Annotated in this window: 15 protein-coding genes and 2 pseudogenes; 6 read left to right on the top strand and 11 right to left on the bottom strand. The window is 60.6% G+C overall.

Going from position 1 to position 17,801, the window contains the following annotated elements; all coding sequences use genetic code 11:
- Positions 1–125: 125 nt before the first annotated feature.
- The 3 genes and pseudogenes from ACQKP2_RS00475 to ACQKP2_RS00465 all read right to left on the bottom strand — a co-directional run.
- Positions 126–725: pseudogene (locus ACQKP2_RS00475) on the bottom strand (methyl-accepting chemotaxis protein); the annotation flags it as partial.
- 255 nt (positions 726–980) lie between these two features.
- A pseudogene (locus ACQKP2_RS00470) lies at positions 981–2,033 on the bottom strand (HAMP domain-containing protein); the annotation flags it as partial.
- Positions 2,034–2,400: 367 nt separating this feature from the next.
- Complete coding sequence (locus ACQKP2_RS00465) at positions 2,401–3,723, bottom strand: hypothetical protein (protein ID WP_427573481.1); 1,323 nt, start codon at positions 3,721–3,723, stop codon at positions 2,401–2,403.
- A 476-nt stretch (positions 3,724–4,199) separates the two neighbouring features.
- Here ACQKP2_RS00465 and ACQKP2_RS00460 point away from each other — a divergent pair, with 476 nt between their 5' ends.
- Positions 4,200–4,589 (top strand): c-type cytochrome, encoded by a 390-nt coding sequence (locus ACQKP2_RS00460; RefSeq protein WP_427573478.1) that lies wholly within the window; start codon positions 4,200–4,202, stop codon positions 4,587–4,589.
- Between the two features lie 45 nt (positions 4,590–4,634).
- A complete protein-coding gene (locus ACQKP2_RS00455; protein ID WP_427573474.1) occupies positions 4,635–6,125 on the top strand; it encodes an aldehyde dehydrogenase family protein in 1,491 nt (496 codons plus the stop codon).
- Positions 6,126–6,155: 30 nt separating this feature from the next.
- On the opposite strand, the gene ACQKP2_RS00450 is transcribed toward ACQKP2_RS00455, so the two are convergent.
- Positions 6,156–8,552, bottom strand: a complete 2,397-nt coding sequence (locus ACQKP2_RS00450) for a DUF3772 domain-containing protein (RefSeq protein ID WP_427573472.1) — start codon at positions 8,550–8,552, stop codon at positions 6,156–6,158.
- Between the two features lie 112 nt (positions 8,553–8,664).
- Entirely contained in the window at positions 8,665–9,564 is a 900-nt protein-coding gene (locus ACQKP2_RS00445) for a LysR substrate-binding domain-containing protein (protein ID WP_427573469.1), read from the bottom strand.
- 142 nt (positions 9,565–9,706) lie between these two features.
- On the opposite strand from ACQKP2_RS00445, the gene ACQKP2_RS00440 reads away from it, so the two are divergent.
- Both ACQKP2_RS00440 and ACQKP2_RS00435 read left to right on the top strand, forming a co-directional pair.
- Positions 9,707–11,008: an NAD(P)/FAD-dependent oxidoreductase gene (locus ACQKP2_RS00440; protein WP_427573466.1), complete on the top strand. Its 1,302-nt coding sequence runs from the start codon at positions 9,707–9,709 to the stop codon at positions 11,006–11,008.
- A gap of 46 nt (positions 11,009–11,054) precedes the next feature.
- Entirely contained in the window at positions 11,055–12,143 is a 1,089-nt protein-coding gene (locus tag ACQKP2_RS00435) for a polyamine ABC transporter substrate-binding protein (protein WP_427573464.1), read from the top strand.
- 539 nt (positions 12,144–12,682) lie between these two features.
- Here ACQKP2_RS00435 and grxC read toward each other — a convergent pair.
- Positions 12,683–12,934 carry a glutaredoxin 3 gene (gene grxC / locus ACQKP2_RS00430; protein WP_427573462.1) on the bottom strand — a complete coding sequence of 84 codons (252 nt, stop codon included), beginning with the start codon at positions 12,932–12,934 and terminating at the stop codon, positions 12,683–12,685.
- 27 nt (positions 12,935–12,961) lie between these two features.
- Entirely contained in the window at positions 12,962–13,480 is a 519-nt protein-coding gene (locus tag ACQKP2_RS00425; protein WP_427573459.1) for a carboxymuconolactone decarboxylase family protein, read from the bottom strand.
- A gap of 134 nt (positions 13,481–13,614) precedes the next feature.
- On the opposite strand from ACQKP2_RS00425, the gene ACQKP2_RS00420 reads away from it, so the two are divergent.
- Both ACQKP2_RS00420 and ACQKP2_RS00415 read left to right on the top strand, forming a co-directional pair.
- Positions 13,615–14,433 carry a cupin domain-containing protein gene (locus ACQKP2_RS00420; protein WP_427573456.1) on the top strand — a complete coding sequence of 273 codons (819 nt, stop codon included), beginning with the start codon at positions 13,615–13,617 and terminating at the stop codon, positions 14,431–14,433.
- Positions 14,430–14,828, top strand: a complete 399-nt coding sequence (locus ACQKP2_RS00415; RefSeq protein WP_427573453.1) for a DUF488 domain-containing protein — start codon at positions 14,430–14,432, stop codon at positions 14,826–14,828. Before ACQKP2_RS00420 ends, ACQKP2_RS00415 begins: the two co-directional genes overlap by 4 nt.
- 124 nt (positions 14,829–14,952) lie before the next feature.
- Here ACQKP2_RS00415 and ACQKP2_RS00410 read toward each other — a convergent pair whose 3' ends face one another.
- The 4 genes from ACQKP2_RS00410 to ACQKP2_RS00395 all read right to left on the bottom strand — a co-directional run bounded on the left by ACQKP2_RS00410 (position 14,953) and on the right by ACQKP2_RS00395 (position 17,799).
- Complete coding sequence (locus ACQKP2_RS00410; protein ID WP_427573451.1) at positions 14,953–15,699, bottom strand: hypothetical protein; 747 nt, start codon at positions 15,697–15,699, stop codon at positions 14,953–14,955.
- Positions 15,700–16,033: 334 nt separating this feature from the next.
- Positions 16,034–16,606, bottom strand: coding sequence for a dihydrofolate reductase family protein (locus ACQKP2_RS00405; protein ID WP_427573449.1), 573 nt, complete (start codon positions 16,604–16,606; stop codon positions 16,034–16,036).
- A 98-nt stretch (positions 16,607–16,704) separates the two neighbouring features.
- The gene (locus ACQKP2_RS00400) at positions 16,705–17,301 is read right to left on the bottom strand and encodes a cytochrome c3 family protein (protein ID WP_427573446.1); all 597 of its coding nucleotides are present in this window, start codon (positions 17,299–17,301) and stop codon (positions 16,705–16,707) included.
- 9 nt (positions 17,302–17,310) lie between these two features.
- The gene (locus tag ACQKP2_RS00395) at positions 17,311–17,799 is read right to left on the bottom strand and encodes a nitrate reductase cytochrome c-type subunit (protein ID WP_427573443.1); all 489 of its coding nucleotides are present in this window, start codon (positions 17,797–17,799) and stop codon (positions 17,311–17,313) included.
- Positions 17,800–17,801 lie beyond the last annotated feature (2 nt).

Here is a 17,801-nt window from a genome sequence, read left to right as displayed (position 1 = left end):
TACCGGCCCCATCGCGGGCAAGCCCGCTCCCACAGGTTTATCGTCGAACACAAAATCTGTGTGCTCAGGAGATCCCTGTGGGAGCGGGCTTGCCCGCGATGGCGGCCGGGCAGGCGACAGCAATCTTAAATCCTGAAACTCCCCACCAACTGATTCAACCGCGCCGCCTGCTGCTCCAGCTCGGTACAGGCGCGCAATGTCGATTGCAGGTTTTCCACGCCTTGCTGGTTGAGGGTGTTGATTTGGTTGATGTCGACGTTCAGGGCTTCGACCACGGCGGTCTGTTCTTCGGTGGCGGCGGCGACGGACTGGTTGACGTTGTCGATCTCGCCGATGCGTTGGGTGACGCTGCCCAGGCGCGTGCCGGCGAGGTTGGCGATGCTGACGCTCTGCTCGCTGTGCTGCTGGCTTTCGGTCATGGTCGTCACCGAGTCCCGCGCGCCCACTTGCAGCTCCTCGATCATCTGCTGGATTTCCAGCGCCGAGGCCTGGGTGCGCCCGGCGAGGCTGCGCACTTCGTCGGCCACCACGGCAAAACCGCGACCCGCTTCACCGGCCCGTGCCGCTTCGATGGCGGCGTTGAGCGCCAGCAGGTTGGTCTGCTGGGAGATGCCCTTGATCACTTCGAGGATCTGCCCGATGTTCACCGTCTTGTCGTTGAGCACTTCGATGTTGGCGCAGGACTCACTGATCTTGCCCGACAGTTCGTTCATCACCTCGATGGTGCGTTGCACCACCTGGCGGCCATCCTCGGCCTGTTGCCGGGCGTCGGAGGCCTGATGTGAAGCATCGCTGGCGTTGTGGGCGATTTCCTGGGCGGCGGCACCCAATTGGTTGATCGCCGCCGCCACACTGTTGGTGCGACTGGATTGATCGTCGAAATTGCTCATCGACGAATTGGAGGCCTCCAGCACGCGGCGGGCGCCTTCGTTGACACCCAGCGCCGCCGACGACACCTCGCGAATCGATTGATGAATGCGCTCGACAAACCGGTTGAAGGCGGTGGCCAACTGGCCGATTTCGTCCTTTGACTGCACCTGCAGGCGCCGGGTCAGGTCGCCTTCACCCAGGGAGATGTCCTCCATGACCCGGGTCAGCATTTGCAGTGGCCGGGTGATGCGTTGGGCGGTGTACCAGATCAGCAGCAGGCCGAGCAGGGCCGAGCCGCCACCGAGCAGCAATTCCAGAGCGGTGCTTTGCTCGCCATGGGCGTCCAGCTCCTGTTGCAACGTGGCGACCGGTGCCAGCAGCACGTCCTGTGGCACACCCACCAACACGCCCCAGGGCGCCGCGCCGGCAATCGGTGCCAGGGGTTCGAGGACCTTGATCTGTTGCGGGTCGACAAACACCTTCGGCTGGCCCTGATGCAAGGCGTCCATGACCTCGGTGTTGCTCATCGGCTGGCCCAGGCGGCTGACGTCCTGGCTGTCGGCGGAGATCACGCCACGGGGGCTGATGATGCTGATCTGGCCGTGGCCGTCGAACAGCTGTGAGGCACTGGTTTCACTGTTCTTTTGAAGCGCGGCGAGGTTGATGTCCAGGCCGACCACGGCAATGACCTTGCCGTTTTCCAGCAGCGGGAAGGCGACGCTGGTCACCAGCTTGCGACTGCCGGACGCTTCGTCGAAGTAGGGCTCCAGCACACAGGCCTGACGGGTGTCGCGGGCGCAGGTGTAGAAGGCGTTGTAGGGCGCGCCGCTAGGACCTGGCTCGGTGTTGGCCAACAGGCCTTCGTCACCGATCACCGCTTGCAGCTCGCCGGGTTTGCTCTGTACCCAGTACAGGGAGAAGCGTCCGGTTTCGTTGCTGCCCAGGTCCGCATTGCCGGCGAAATCCTTGTCGGCGCCGTCCAGCGCACCGGGTTCAAAAATGACGTAAAGCCCGAGCAGGTCGGGCTTGTCGATCAGGGCCTGATGAAGCTGGCTACTCAGCTCCTGGCGCAATTGTTGGCGGGGCAGTGTCCCCTGATGCTCAAGTTGCCTCAGGTAGAGCAGGGTGCGGGATAACCCCTGGCCGAACTCGTGGGTCTGCATGAAGGTGCGTTGCACCTGCATGGCTTGCACCTTGCCCAGGGCCTGCATGTGATCCCTGGCCGCATTGGCGAGCATGTCGCTGCTGGCCTGGGCCACTTGCTGGCTGCTTTGATGAGTCTGGTACAGCGACAAACCCATCAACAAACCGACCACCAGCAACAGGCAGAGGCCGGCGAGCAGGGCGATCTTGCTCTGGATCGTCAGACTGGTTCTTTTCATTGGAATACCTTTTCCCATGAACACTTGATCCCCTGTAGGAGCGAGCAAGCTCGCGATGGTCGACAGAGCAACGCGGGGTGTCAGGTTGCCAGCGTTATCGTTGACGACCATCGCGAGCGTGCTCGCTCCTACGGGGATCGGGGCGGGTTTAGAAAGTGGTGGCGAAAATCACCTGGCTATAGACGTTCTTGTCGTTGTTGCCCAGTTGAGTGCCGCCGTCTGCAGCGCTCTTGTCCGGCTGGAAGATGCCCACCAGCGGCATCACGGTCAGGTGATCGTTGACGTGCCATTCGGCGTACAGATCCGTTTCATGGCCATCGTTGTTGCCCAGGTTGCGGTCGATGGTGTCGAAGTTGAAGTACATCGCGCCTACCGTCAGGTTCTCCAATGGCGAGACCGTGAACTTGACCTGCTGGATACGCGAGTTGGTGTTGAACGGACCGGCATAGTTGCCGGCCACTTCACCCTGGAACCAGGTGCCGAAGCCGCGGCTGAAACCGTAGAACAGCGTGTCGTAGCCTTCCGAGAAACGGCTGTAGCGATAGCTGGCATAGGGCGTCCAGAGCGCGTCGGAAAAGGTCCAGCCGGCTTCCAGGTACCAGGCGTCCTCGTTGTCGGCGTGGGGCTTGTCCTGCTTGGCGTATTCACCGGACAGGAACAGGTCCTTGACCCCGGCATTGCCGGTGGCGCGCAGGCTGTAGGTCTTCATGCCATCGCGTTCAAGCTGGGCAGGGGAGGCGTATTGTTCGTCAATGTCGGTGGTCTTGATGTAAGTCAGCCCGACCGTGCCTTCGGCGGCCACGTGCTCCAGGGTGCCGACGTACATTTCGGTCTTGGCCTGTGCGCGGTTGTCGGACTTGAGCCACATCAGATCGCTGCGCCAGCCTTCCTTGCCACCCAGGCGCAACACGGCAGTTTCATCGAACGCCTTGCGCGCGGCCAGCCAGTAGGCACCGCCACGGTTGAACTCGCCGTCGGCCAGGCCTTTACCGATGTTCAGCGCATCGCCGTCAATCAGGAAACCGTCGCCGACCACAATGTTCTGGCGGCCGAAGGACAGGTCCACGCCATCCTCGCCCAAGGCCTGGAACAGCTTGCCCGAGCGCCAGCCGAGGTAGGCGTCTTCGAACTTGGTGGTGCGCTCCGTGCCGTCGCTGAAACCGGCGGCATCACCGTCGCCCCAGGTGCCGGAGCTGAGCAGGTTGGCTGCGCCGTAGGTGGTGCCGACACCGCCCAGGCCCTTGTCGAAGGCCAGGCCGTACTTGATGTAACCCTCGCGCCACGAGGACGAACCCTCATCGAGACGACCCGACAGGGCATAGTTTTCCTGGCTGTGGAAAATGCCGAAAACCGCTTCCAGCGTGGCATTCAGGTGACTGTCGTCATTGGCGTAGAGTTCATAGGCTCCGGCCTGCCCGGCACTGATCATCAGCGCGAGCGTGGAGAGTCGAAGCAAGGGGGACTTGAGCATGGCGTGACATCCGTTCTTGTTCTTGAGACGCAGGTTTGCGGTCTTTTTAGATACTAAGGAACGGTTGTGCTTTGGCCTTTTGCCTGTTTGCCAATTAGTTGGTTGTGCATGCCAGATTGCATGGCACCGTGACAGCACCCACGCCGACCAATGAAATGTGGCGAACCCTGTGGGAGCGAGCCTGCTCGCGATGGACGTGAACGAAAACGCTGGCATTCTGAATGCCCGCGTAATCGTTGATGCCCATCGCGAGCAGGCTCGCTCCCACAGGGTTTGCATCAACGTATGGAACAAAGCATGGCCCGACATCTCGTGATCTGGCAGAAGCACCAACACAACTGGCACGCAGGGCAATACCTGCGAATTGGCGACCACCGACAATCCTGATCAACCCTGCCGGAGCTCCGTGGCCCCGGCACTTATCAGTGTTGGCGTTCGTCTGCTGACGGGCGCGTGGATTTTCAAGGTCGTTTCTTATGTTTACCGCGCTGCGTTTACCTCTTGCTGGTTTGTTGTCCTTCACCCTGGCCCAGGCTGTTTCGGCCGCCGATTGCGTGCCGGATCAGGGCCATGGCGCGCAGGTGTTCGCCAATGAATGCGGGGTGTGCCACTCGGTGACCAAGGGCGCGACCGGCATGATGGGGCCGAACCTGGCGGGTGTGGTGGGGCGCAAGTCCGGTTCGCTGGAAGGTTTCAACTACTCCCAGGCCATGCGCACCAAGAACATCGACTGGCAGGCCGAGAACATCGAGCAACTGATCACCCAGCCCCAGGCCTATGTGCCCGGCACCTATATGCCGTACATGGGCCTGGCTTCGGCCGACGATCGTCACTCGGTCGCCTGCTACCTCAAGGAACAACACTAAGCGGCCGGTTCACGGCTGACCCCTCGTTTGAACGAAAGGTGATTTATGAGCAACGTTGAAATCCTGCCGCAGGTGTCTGCATTCATCGAGCGCCGTCACGGCTGCTTTATCGACGGCCAGTGGGTGCATGCCGAAGGCCAGAGCATTGCCGTGGTCAACCCGGCCACCGGGCAAACCCTGTGCGAAACCCTCGACGCGCCGCTGCACATCGTCGAGCAAGCCGTGCAGTCGTCGCACAAGGCCTTCAAATCCCGCGTCTGGTCGGGCCTGCGTCCGGCGGATCGCGAGCGCATCCTGCTCAACTTCACCCGTCTGGTGGCAGAACACGCCGAAGAGCTGGCGCAACTGGAAACCCTGAGCCAGGGCAAGTCGATCAACATGGCCCGCGCGCTGGATTTGAACGCGACCGTTGAGTTCATGCGCTACATGTCCGGTTGGGCGACCAAGATCGAAGGGCAGACCTTCGATGTGTCGATTCCGCTGCCACCGGGCGCCAAGTTCACCGCGTACACCAAGCGTGAGCCAGTGGGCGTGGTGGTCGGCATCGTGCCGTGGAACTTCCCGCTGCTGATCGCGACCTGGAAGCTGATGCCGGCGCTGGTGACCGGTTGCACGGTGATCATCAAGCCGGCGATGGAAACCCCGCTGACCGCCATGCGCCTGGCCGAACTGGCATTGGAAGCGGGCATTCCGGCCGGTGTGTTCAACGTGGTCACCGGTGGCGGCGCCTCGGTGGGCGGCGTGCTGACTTCGCATCCGCTGGTGAGCAAGGTGTCGTTCACCGGCTCCACCGCCGTGGGCAAGAGTGTCGGCGTGGCGTGCATGGAAAACATGACGCGCTTCTCCCTGGAGCTGGGCGGCAAGAACCCGATGATCGTGCTCGCCGATGCCGACATCGAAAAAGCCGTGCAGGGTGCCATTCTCGGTGGCTTGCTCAACAACGGCCAGGTGTGTGCCGCCGCGTCGCGCTTCTACGTGCATCGCTCGATCCACGACAAGTTCGTCGAAGCACTGGCGGCTGCCGTCTCGGCCATGCCGATTGGCGCGGGCATGGATGGCAACGCGGCAATCAACCCGCTGGTGTCGCGCAAGCAGCAACAAGCCGTGCTCAAGCACATCGAACTGGCCCGTCAGGAAGGCGCGCGAGTGGTGGCAGGTGGCGAACTGGTGCAAGGCGACGGTTTCTTCGTGCAGCCGACGATCCTTGCCGATATCGACCACGACATGACCGTGGCCCGTGAAGAGGTATTCGGCCCGGTACTGGGCGTGATGCCGTTTGACGATGAAGATGCCGTGATCGAACTGGCCAACGACAACCGCTATGGCCTGGCCGCCAGCCTGTGGACCAATGACCTGGGCAAGGCGATGAACCTGGTGCCACGCATCGAGGCCGGTACCGTGTGGGTCAACGCCCACGTGCTGCTCGATCCGGCAATGCCGTTCGGTGGCGTCAAGCAATCGGGCATGGGCCGCGAGTTCGGCCGCGCGGTGGTGGAGGCTTACACCGAGCTCAAGTCGGTGTGCATCGCGCATTGATGCAATGTCCGCTGACGACGTGCGCGGCTGTCACGTCGTCAGCGGTTTCGCCAGCTCTATCCCGGCGGCGCTCAGCCGCTTGAGAATTTCAAACAGCAGCTCGCTCTTGATCGAACTGACGGTCCGCGGGCTGCCGACGTAACCGGTGATGGTCAGGGTGATGCCTTCGGGTTTCAGCTGACTGAAACGCACGAACGGCGCCGGTTTTTCCAGAATCGACTCGTGCTCGACGTACACATCGTTGAGCAGGTTGCGCACCTGTTCCGGGTCGATGTCCAGCGGGAACATGAGTTCGAGAATTGCCACACCCTGGGCACTACCGCCGAGGGTCACGTTGCGCAGGTTCTGCGAAATCAGTTGCGAGTTGGGCACGATGACGACGGAACGGTCGGCCAGTTGTATTTCCGTGGCCCGCACGTTGATCCGGCGAATGTCGCCTTCGACTCCGCTGATGCTGATCAGGTCGCCGACTTTCACCGGGCGTTCGGTCAGCAGGATCAGGCCGGAGACGAAGTTCTTGACGATCTCCTGCAAGCCGAAACCGATCCCCACCGACAGGGCGCTGACGATCCACGCCAGGTTGGTCCACTTCACGCCCAGCGACGACAGCGTCATCAGAATCACCAGGGCGTAGCCGATGTTGGAGAACAAGGTGCTCAGGGAGGCACACATGCCGGGGTCCATTTGCGTCTTCGGCAGGAATTCGTTGTCCAGCCAGCGACTCAACGAACGCACCAGATAGACGCCGATGATCAGGGCAAGTACCGCATGCAACAGATTGCCCGGCACGATGTTCAGTTTGCGCAGGCCATCGCCACCGAGGATGGCCAGAATATTGGTGGCCAGTTGTGCGAGCGTCGAGCCGACGCCACCGACCACCAGCATGATGAGCGCAATCAGCAGCAGCGTGGCGCGCCCGGCACCGGACAGCACGGTCGACACCTGTTCCAGCCGAGGGTCGCCAATGCCCAACAACTGTTTGAGGGTTTTGCCGGTGGTGTGCCGGGGCGAAAACAGGTGTTCGCAGCCATCCTTGAACAGCTGGGTCAGTAGATAGAAACCGGAAAAGATGATGAAAAACCACACCAGCTCGTAGGTGATGAAGCGCGACAAGGACACGTAGCCGGTCAGCAAGGCCAGCAGCGACACCACCACCGCCACAATGGCAAACGCATAAATCATGCCTGGCAGTGTGCGGCCGGCGTCCGGCGCCGAACCGGCCGCGACCATGGCGCGGCGAGCCTTGCTGACGCGCAACAGCAGCGTGCAGATCAGCACCGTGATGACCAGCGCGACGAGCGCTCTGACACAGATCACCACCTGTGCGCCCATGCCCGTGGCGTTGGTGATCTGCCCCATCGATACAAATATCAGCAGTGCGCCGGCCAAGCGATTGGGGAAGGGCTTGATCGCCAGGACCACCGGCTCGGCAATCGGCGGCAGTCGCCACGAAGGGTGTTTGGTGGACAACAGCGCACGGCTCAGGCCGATGATCAACACGCTGGTATAGACGATTTTTTCGAAGTCTTCGGAAAAGCCCGCCAGTTGTGGCGTCAGCGGATAGCCGCGGGTGAGGGCGAAAAACAACAGGTGCAATGCGCACCAGCCCGCCAGGATGGTGGCGACGACCGAAGCCAGTGCCAGTGCGCTGCGGCGCAGACGACCTTCCGGCACCCGGTGAATGCACACCCAGGTCAGCCCGCGCTCGGCCAGCCGGCGCCCGACGATCCAGAGCAGCAGTGCCAGCACCAGCAGCGTGAAGGTGGTGAAACGCTCGCCCGTTTGCCAGGTGGCGTCAAGGGCAGTGCCGACCTGTTGAAGAAAGGACACCAGCTTCTGCCGGTCGTCCGGGGGCGGGTTGAACAGCGGTTCCCAGAACCAGGGATTGAGGATGCTTTTGTTCTGCTGGGTCACTTCGGTTTCCAGCAGGCTGCGGCGGATGGCCGCGATTTGGCTGAGCAGTTCGGATGCGCTGGCCTTGAGCATTTCAAGGGTTTTGAGCTTGGTGTCTATGCGGTTTTTCTGCTCGTTCAGGGCCGCCCGTTGTTGAGCGATATCGGGTTTTTCCAGCGAGGCCTCACCCAGTGGCGCAGGTCCCAGCACCGCCAGTTGCGCCTGCAACTGAGCCTGTTCCGGCAACAGCAATGCCGACAGGCGAGCGACATCCTGTATCAGTGCCTGAACCATGTCCTGCGGTTCGGCCAACTGGCTGTAGTTGACGGCCTGGGAGACCTGTTGCTTGAGGCTGCCCAGTTCGCTGAGCAATGAGTTCAGCTCGCTGTCGGGAACGGTGGCGGGCGCAGGGGTGGTGGCGGTGTCGAGGGTGGGGGAAGGGGGCTCGGCAGACTGCGCCGCCGTGAGCAGCCCGGCGGCAGGTCCCAACAGCGTCAAAGCGATGAAAACCATGGATCTCAATGCATGGCGCATAGGCAGGCCCGACTGATTGTTTGTCATTCAGCCTATGAGGTTAGGTCATGAGTCGCACAATCGGGGGCGTTTGGTCGGATCTGCCCGCCAGGGCTGCGATTTTGATGGCTTTTTACTGCTCGGGGGCTGCTCGGCAATCGACTCCCTGGGCCTGTCGGGCGATCCATTGCACGATCAGCGCGCACGCCGGATGCGCGGTCGCCGACGGTTGCAGGCGCAACGAGTAGATTCCGCGGGTTTTCAACGGCTGGCCGAAGGGAACGACCAGCACGCCGCGTTCGATCGACTCGCCGGCCAGGGTCATGTCGGTCATCGCTACGCCCAGTCCCCGCGCGGCGGCGTCCAGTGCCAGTTCGTCGAGGTTGAAGGGCAGGTGCCGAAAGTCTTCAAGTGGCTTGCCGCCGTTGGCAGACAGCCAGCGCCGCCAGTCATTCCTGTCTGTCGAGCGATGCAGCAACGAATAGCCTGCAAGGTCATCCAGCGACTTCAACGCAAGGCCCGGTGCGCACACCGGCACCAGAGCTTCTTCGAACAGGGTCAGGGATTCGTCGGTATCGCCGGGTTCAGGCAGGTACAGGATGTAGGCATCGCTATCGCTGGCCGGTTCTACCACTTCCGTGGCCACGGTTTCGATGGCCAGGGAAACGTCCGGATGATGGCGATAGAAGTCGCTCAGCCTGGGCAGCAGCCAGCGCACCGCCAGCGACACGTGCATGCGGATGCGGAACGGGCGCTTCTGCGGGGCGATGCGTTCTTGCAGGGTCTTGAGCTGATCCAGGATCAGGCGTGCGCTGGCCAGCACCTGTTCGCCCTCCGGGGTCAGGTGAAGGCTGCGGCTGCTGCGCACGAACATCGGCACGCCGAAATGAGTTTCCAGCTGCTGAATCTGGCGACTCACCGCGCTCTGGGTCAGGCACAGCGTTTGTGCGGCCTGGGTGAAGCTGCCGGAACCTGCGACTTCGACCAGTGCCTGCAAGCCTTGCATCGAGGGGACGTGGCGGATTTTATCCATGCGTTTTCGGAATACCTGAATGATTTTATAACGTTGGTTACAGGCTCAAAGACCCCTTAGATTCTAGCTGTGGCCACCGTCATCTCAAACCATTCATGCGATGAGTGCATGGAGCCACGCAATGAATGTCGAGAGGTGATGCATGCAAAACACATGTGGCTGGATTGCACTGGCCGGGGAAAGCCCGTTGCGCGATTCGCTAAAGGGTACGCAACAGGCCGATTGGCTGATCATCGGTGCCGGGATCACGGGCCTGAGTGCCGCGCATTCACTGGCTGAAATGCACCCGCAGGCGCGCATCGTCATTGTCGACCGGCAACGTGCCGCCCAAGGGGCTTCGGCGCGCAATTCCGGGTTCGTCGTGGGTCACGAACATCCGGTCACGGCCGAACTTCAGGGCAACGAGGGATTTGCCGGTTATCAGGTCGATACCTCGATTTCCCGCGTCGCCAGCGATGAAGTGCGCAAGCGCATCGCTCGCCATGGCATTGAATGCGATTTTCGTGAGTCAGGTTACTTCTTCGCGGTCAGCGACCCGCGCAAGCTGACCGATGTCGAGGCCAAGCTGCAGACGCTGCGCGCCGTGGGGGCTGCCGCGCAGTTTCTGCAAGGTGAACAGCTGTTCCAGAAGCTGGGTACACGGCATTACCAGGCGGGCATCTGGTGCGGCAATGGCAATGCGCTGCTGCAACCGGCGAAATACGTGAAGGGTTTGCTCGACGCCTTGCCGCAGAAGGTGACGCTGTTCGAAAACACCGAGATCACCGGCCTTGAGCGCCGGTCTGACGGCCGCATTCGTGCCAATGCCCGCAATGGCCGTATTGAAGCGCCCCGTGTGCTGGTCTGTCTGAATGCCTTCATTCCCCGCGCCGGCATCAGCGACAGCGGTACGTTTCCGATGGAGCTCAGTGCCAGTCTGACGCGCCCGCTCAGCGACGAAGAATTCGAGGCCATCGGCGCCCCGCAGCCCTGGGGTGTGCTGTCGACCCGACCGCTGGGCGCCACGGTGCGCCTGACGCCGGATCGGCGGGTGATGATCCGCAACACCGCAGAATACCGCGCCAACGACTTGTCCCTCGCCGAGCTGGCGGTGCGGCGCCAGCACCATGTGCTGGGTTTGCAGCGGCGTTTTCCCATGCTGGGCGAGCAGGACATCCAGTACACCTGGACGGGCCATCTCAGTGCTTCGCGCTCAGGCCAGCCGTATTTCGCCAAGGTCGAGGAGGGCGTTTTTGCCGTGGCCGGCTGCAACGGTTCCGGTGTGGCACGCGGCACGCTGTGGGGCCGGTTGCTGGCGGAACTGGCCAGTGGTGCCGATTCGCCCATTTTGCAATCGGTCATCGAACGGGCCCAGCCTGGTTGGCTACCGCCCAAGCCGTTCCTCGATATCGGTGCCATGCTGCGTATGCGCGTGGAGGCCGCCCGAGCCAAATCAGAAGTCTAAAGCCAACAACCACAATAAAAACACTTCATATCGAAGGTGATCGAACATGCGCGTCAATTCTCTTTCCCTGGTGGCACTGCTTTGTACCGGTTGTGCCGCCGCTTACGCCGACGAAACCGTCAATATCTCCAACTGGAACAGTTACATCGCCGACGACACCCTGGCCAATTTCACTCGGCAAACCGGGATCAAGGCCACCTATGACATCCACGACAGCAATGAAGTGCTGGAGTCGAAGTTGATGACGGGCAATACCGGTTATGACGTGGTCAGTCCGTCGAACCACTTCCTGTCGCGCCTGATCAAGGCCGGGGCGATCCAGAAGCTCGACAGGAGCCAGTTGCCGAACTGGAAGAACCTGGACCCTGCGTTGATGAAGAAGCTGGAGGTCAACGACCCCGGCAACCAGTACGGTTACCCCTACATGTGGGGCACGGCGGGCATCGGCTACAACGTCGAAAAGATCAAGGCGATCTTCGGCAACACCGATGTCACCCAGTCCTGGAGCCTGTTTTTCGACGAGGCCAACATCAAGAAACTCAGCGAATGCGGCGTGGCGATCATCGACAACCCGACCCAGGTCCTGCCGATCACCCTCAACTACCTGGGGCTGGCGCCCCATAGCCATGAGCCTGCCGATTACAAGAAGGCCGAGCAGGCGCTGCTGAAAATCCGTCCGTACGTGCAGTACTTCCACGCGTCCAAGTACATCAGCGACCTGGCCAACGGCAACGTCTGCGCGGTCATCGGCTTCAATGGCGACATCGTGCAGGCCGCCGCCAGTGCCAGGGAAGCGAAAAACGGCATCGACATTGCCTATTCGATCCCCAATGAAGGTTCAACGCTGTGGTTTGACATGGTGGTGATGCCCAAGGGCGCGCCCCACGAGAAGAACGGCTACGCCTACATGAACTACCTGCTGCAGCCGCAAGTGATCGCCGACATCAGCAACAACATCCACTACGCCAATCCCAACGCCGCGGCGGACGCCTATCTGGTGCCGGCGGTGAAACAGGACCTGGCGATCTACCCGCCGAAAAACGTCATGGACCGGTTGTTCACCGTAGAGGAATTGCCGGCGTCCATTGCACGGTTGACCACCCGCCTGTGGACCAAGCTGAAAACCAATACCTGAAAATGTGGGAGCGAGCCTGCTCGCGATGGTCGTCAACGATAACGCGTGCGGTCTGGATGCATGCGTTGTCTGGGCGTCCATCGCGGGCAAGCCGCGCTCCCACAGGTTTTTGTATGGATTGCAGGATTTGTGATCGACATAAACCCTGTAGGAGCGAGCACGCTCGCGATGGTCGTCAACGATAACGCGTGCGGTCTGGATGCATGCGTTGCCCTGGCGTCCATCGCGGGCAAGCCACGCTCCCACAGGTTTTTGTATGGATTGCAGGATTTGTGATCGACATAAATCCTGTAGGAGCGAGCAAGCTCGCGATGGTCGTCAACGATAACGCGTGCGGTCTGGATGCATGCGTTGCCCTGGCGTCCATCGCGAGCGTGCTCGCTCCCACAAGGACAGGGTGTTCACGAGTACTGCGGTGGGTACAAAACCTGTAGGAGCGAGCAAGCTCGCGATGGTCGTCAACGATAACGCGTGCAGTCTGGATGCATGCGTTGTCCTGGTGACCATCGCGAGCATGCTCGCTCCTACAGGTTTTTGGTTCAGGCCAGCATCGACATCAAGCCACCCTGGCGATCCAGCTTGGCCAGGTCATCGAAGCCGCCGATGTGCGTGTCGCCGATGAAAATCTGCGGCACGGTGCGGCGGCCGCTGCGTTCGAGCATTTCCTCAAGCTTGCCCACTTCGCGCTGGATGTTGATTTCCTGCATCGCGATGCCTTTGCCGGCCAGCAGTGCCTTGGCGCTGCGGCAGTACGGGCAGGTTTCAGTGGTGTACAGGGTCACGGTGGTCATGGGGTCGATCCTCTTCAACAGGGTTGATCAGGCGTCGATGGCCGGGAAGTCGATATCGGTCAGGGCGACGTTGTTCAGGTAGTTGGTCAGTGTTATCGAGGCCACGTGGGCGATCACTTCGATGATCTTCGCGTCATTGATCCCTGCCGCGCGGGCCGCGGCAATCTGTTCACTGTCCAGGTTTCCACGGGTCTCGGTGACTTGTCGGGCGAGCAGGGCAAAGGCGTCGAGACGGCCTTCACGGGCGCTGAGAATCTCTTGCTTCGAGAGCCCGGCCTTGCCGGCGAACAGTGTGTGCGCGGTGAGGCAATAGTCGCATCCGTTGACCTGGGAAGTGGCAAGGTAGATCGCTTCCTTCTCCTTGGCACTCAGGGATGTCTTGCTCAGCGCTCCGGCGTTCTGCAGGTAGGCGCCAAGTACGGCGGGGGCGTGGGCCAGCACACGGAACACGTTAGGCAGGAAGCCGATCTGCTTCTGTACACCTTCGAGCAATGGGCGGGCGGCTTCGGTGGCGTTTTCCAGGGCTACAGGGACAATGCGGGTCATGGTGATTCTCCAGGGATCCCGGCGCGTCAGGCGTCGGGTATGGAGCTCATACTAGTGATGAGGGCTGGTTAATTGGGTGCAAATCGTCGACGATATGCGACAGATCGTCCAAAACTGCCTCGGGGAGTTTCCCTATGGATCGTTTATCCACCTTGCTCACCCATTTCGGCGTCAACGCCGGCACCTTTCACAGCGGCACCTTCTGCGGCACTTCCGCCTACGACGGCAGCCAGGCGTACGGCCATCTGCATTTGCTGCAAGCCGGCGAGGTCAACCTGAAGCTCGCCGACGAACGCGAACTGCACCTGTGCGAGCCGACGCTGATTTTCTTTCCCCGGCCCTATCGCCATCGTTTGTTCGCCTCGCAAGAATTCGGCACCCAATTGGTGTGCGCCTCGCTGAACTTCGATGGCGGTGCAGGCAATGCCCTGGCGGCGGCGTTGCCGGAGTATCTGGTACTCAAGCTCGACGAAATCCCGACCCTGGCCAGTACCCTGCAATGGCTGTTCGATGAGGCATTCGAGGGTGCCTGTGGCCGCGAAGCGGTGATGGACCGGTTGTTCGAACTGCTGGTCATCCTGCTGCTGCGGCACATCCTGAGCACTCGCAATCAGCAACCGGGCATGATGGCCGGCCTGGCGGACCCGCGCCTGGCCAAGCCCCTGAGCCTGATGCATGAAGCACCGGGCAAGGCCTGGAGTGTGGCCGAGCTGTCGGCGCTGGCCAACATGTCGCGGGCCAGTTTCGCCGAGCACTTCAAGCGCGTGGTCGGCCAGGCGCCGGTGGATTATCTGGTGAGCTGGCGCATCAGCCTGGCACAAAAGCGCCTGCGCGAAGGCAGGCCCATCGCCCTGATCGCCGAAGAAGTGGGTTATGAAAGCCCTTCGGCGCTGGCCCGGGCATTTCGCCGCAAAACCGGGCTCAGCCCGCGAGAGTGGAGGGGTGAGCCATGATCCAGTGCAAACCTGTCAGCGACCCGCCTACGCCCGAAGACGGACGGCGCATCCTTGTGGACCGCCAGTGCCCGCACGACCTGACTCAAGCGCAATTGGACGACTGGCTACCCGACGTCGCGCCTTCATCCGAGCTGCTGGAAGCGTTCGATAGCGGAGCGCTGGATTTTGCCCGGTTCACCACGGCCTATCGCGAGGAGCTGAGTGCAAGGCCGGAGCATTGGTGGGGGTTGCTGCAGTATGGACAAATGCAGAGGCTGACATTGGTGTTCAGCGCGCCCGACCCGCTGCAAAACCACGCGGTCGTACTCGCGCAATGGCTGGAGGATGAGCTCGATCGGTATCAAGGCTCCAGCTCGCCGGTGTGCTATCGGGACGAGTTTCCAGGGTATTGAGCGGCCGTGCTCAACGCCTTTTGCCGATAGTCATGGCAACGCAGACGTACTTGACCCCAACAGGTCTGTCAGAAGTACGTGCACGGCTTCTATTTTTCCTGATCGCCGAGGATTGTTCTTCGCGTTAAAAGACAACGCCGAATTTGACGCCATACTCATCCCTGGTTTGTTTGTCGAAGTCGGTCAACGCAAACTGACCGTCCAGGTCATATTTGAAGTGGTTGTAGTACAGCGATGCTGTCAGCGGAAGCGATCCTTGCTGATTGAAGAGCAGGGTCAGTTCGGCAAACGGGTTGGTGCTGTCTTTCAAATCCACATCTTCGCTGTCGATTCCATGGATTTTCAGCCGCGAATCACCGTTCATTGTCTTTCGAATTCCCGCTTCAAAACGCAGGGTCGCCGAGCTGAATTGATGGTTGTAGCCAGCGGAAACTTTGGCAAACGGGGTGCGGTTAGTGAGATCGATGTCGTACTTTTTTGAGTCCGGTTCAAATCGATTCCATTTGTAGCCGCCGCCCAACATCACGTCTATAAAGTTGCGCTCATCCAGGGCAACTCTCCAGCCAAGGTCCAGATCAGCTTGGCCATCCTTGACTTTCTGGTTCTGTTTTTCAGAGTACTGCCCACTGAATTCTGTATGAAAAACAAGGCCTTCACGCGCTGTCATCTTATTGCCGTAGGTGAGAAAAAATCCGCCTTCGGGCATGTGTTCAGTGCTCGTGCCTTTGCGTCCTGTGAATTCGAGGACGCTGTAGCTTCCCAGCAAGCCAACTGCAAAGACCGGATCGGTAGGAGGTGCGGCGCTGGAAACAGTGGGTACGGTTCCAGCGAGGAGGGTCGTGACGACAGCGGCAAGATTGGTCCTTTTCATAAGAACTCCATCGGTACGCTACGGGTCCAGACTGGACCGGTCACTTTCAACGATAGCCGCTTTTTTCAGTGTTGGACGAACAAATGAAAAAGCAGGCTGTTCGGCATAAAAAAACGTCCTTGGGCAGATCAGCCGGCTGTTTTCCCAGGTGTGCAGCACGCCACCTGTCATGAGAATTCATGGAGATTTTTTTCACACGTTGCTCAAGCAAGTCTTTGACTGTCGCAAACGCTGAAGAAATTCCCGGCCGGAATGTGGCGGGTGGGAAGCTCACCAGGCCTGGCGTTTGCGACCTTCAAACTTGAAACGTACGTCACAGGCCCTGTCAGTTTCTTCAGGTATCGGCTTGTGCGGGGGTATTGAGGGGCGAGGGTTCAGCCAGTCGATAGGTGGATTGAACCAGGCCCGAAGCAAAGCTGCGGCTGGATTCGAGTTTCCAATCAATGTCCTGCTCAAGCGTTCCGAACAAGGGCCTTCCCGAGCCGATCAGCACGGGTACCGTGGTAATCACCATGTCGGCGACCAGACCCTCGCGCAGGAACGATTGCACCAACTGCCCGCCATCGACATAGACCCGATGTACGCCTTGCCTTGCCAGTTCCTCCATCAGCGCTGCAGGTGCGAGCCTGGAAAAACGCAGCTTGCCCTCAAGCGCCTCGGGCACCGGCGAGTCGGCCAGTTGTTGCGACAGCACCACGACAGGGCGGTCGTAGAACCAGGTGTCGAACGTCGACACTTTCTCGTAGGTTCCTCGCCCCATCACGATCACATCCTTGTCGGCAATGAAGGCCGGATAACCATGATCCTCGGACGGATCGTCGCGCTGCAAAAGCCAGTCGATGTCGCCATCGGGGCGGGCGATGAAGCCATCCAGGCTGATGGCAATGAAAACATGAGCGGTGGCCATAGGATTGTCCTTGTCCTGGCGAACGATAGGGGTATGCAAAGGGGGCGATTATAAAGATCCTCCCCATTGGGCAATAGCGTCCTCACGCAATGACGAACTTACCAGCCAGGCACGCCACTCATGTCAGGCAATTTATGCGCGATGCCCTTGTGGCAATCGATGCAGGTGGCCTCGCCCTTGGCCAGCGACGTGGAATGCATGGCCGCCGCGCGCTTGCTCTGACGGGTGAAGTCCATGAATTCGAAGTTGTGGCAGTTGCGGCATTCGCGTGAATCGTTGGCTTTGAGCCTGGCCCATTCGTGTTCCGCCAGTTCGCGGCGCATGTCGAGAAATTTGTCGCGGGTGTCGATGGTGCCGAACACCTTGCCCCAGACTTCTTTGGACGCCTGCATCTTGCGGGCGATCTTGTGGGTCCATTCATGGGGCACGTGGCAGTCCGGGCAACTGGCGCGCACGCCGGACCGGTTGGTGTAGTGAATGGTGTCCTTGAGTTCGACGAACACGTTGTCGCGCATTTCATGGCAGGAGGTGCAGAACTTCTCGGTGTTGGTCAGCTCCAGCGCGGTATTGAAACCACCCCAGAAAATAATCCCGGCGATAAAACCGCCCAGCGTCAGAAACCCGAGGCTGTAATACACGCTCGGTCGACGCAGGATGCCCCAGTAATCCTTGAGCAGCGCGAACAGTGCTTTCATGGCGCCTCCTCAAGGTTTCTGCGCGGCCTTGGCGTCGTCTTGCAGAATTTTGTCGATGGTCTCGAAGCTGTTGCCCACCAGCGGCTGCACGTCTTTTTGCGCGACGTGGCACTGGTTGCAGAAATAGCGACGCGGTGAAACGGCCGCCAACGGCTGGCCATCGCGATCCATGTAATGCGTGATGCTGATGGCCGTCGCCTGGCTGCGCGCGCTGTTGGCCCGGCTATGGCAGGACAGGCACTTGTTGCCGTTCTTGTCGATCTGATAACCGCGAATGCTGTGGGGAATGGTCGGTGGCTGGTCGGGGTAATTGCGCTCGCGCTTGATGTCCTTGTTTTCATCGTTGGCAATCGGTGGCGCGGGCAGGCTCTGGGTGATCGTACCGCCAGGCCGGCGCCCGTCAGGGGCGGGTGCATCCAGCGGGTAGTTGACCTCGGCGGCAATCACGCCACCCATCAGCACCGCGAGCAACAGCAATGGCAGTGTTCGAAAAGGCATGA

The sequence above is a fragment of the Pseudomonas sp. NPDC089569 genome (assembly GCF_050280625.1).
GTDB lineage: Bacteria > Pseudomonadota > Gammaproteobacteria > Pseudomonadales > Pseudomonadaceae > Aquipseudomonas.
This window is presented reverse-complemented; position numbering and strand designations above follow the sequence as displayed.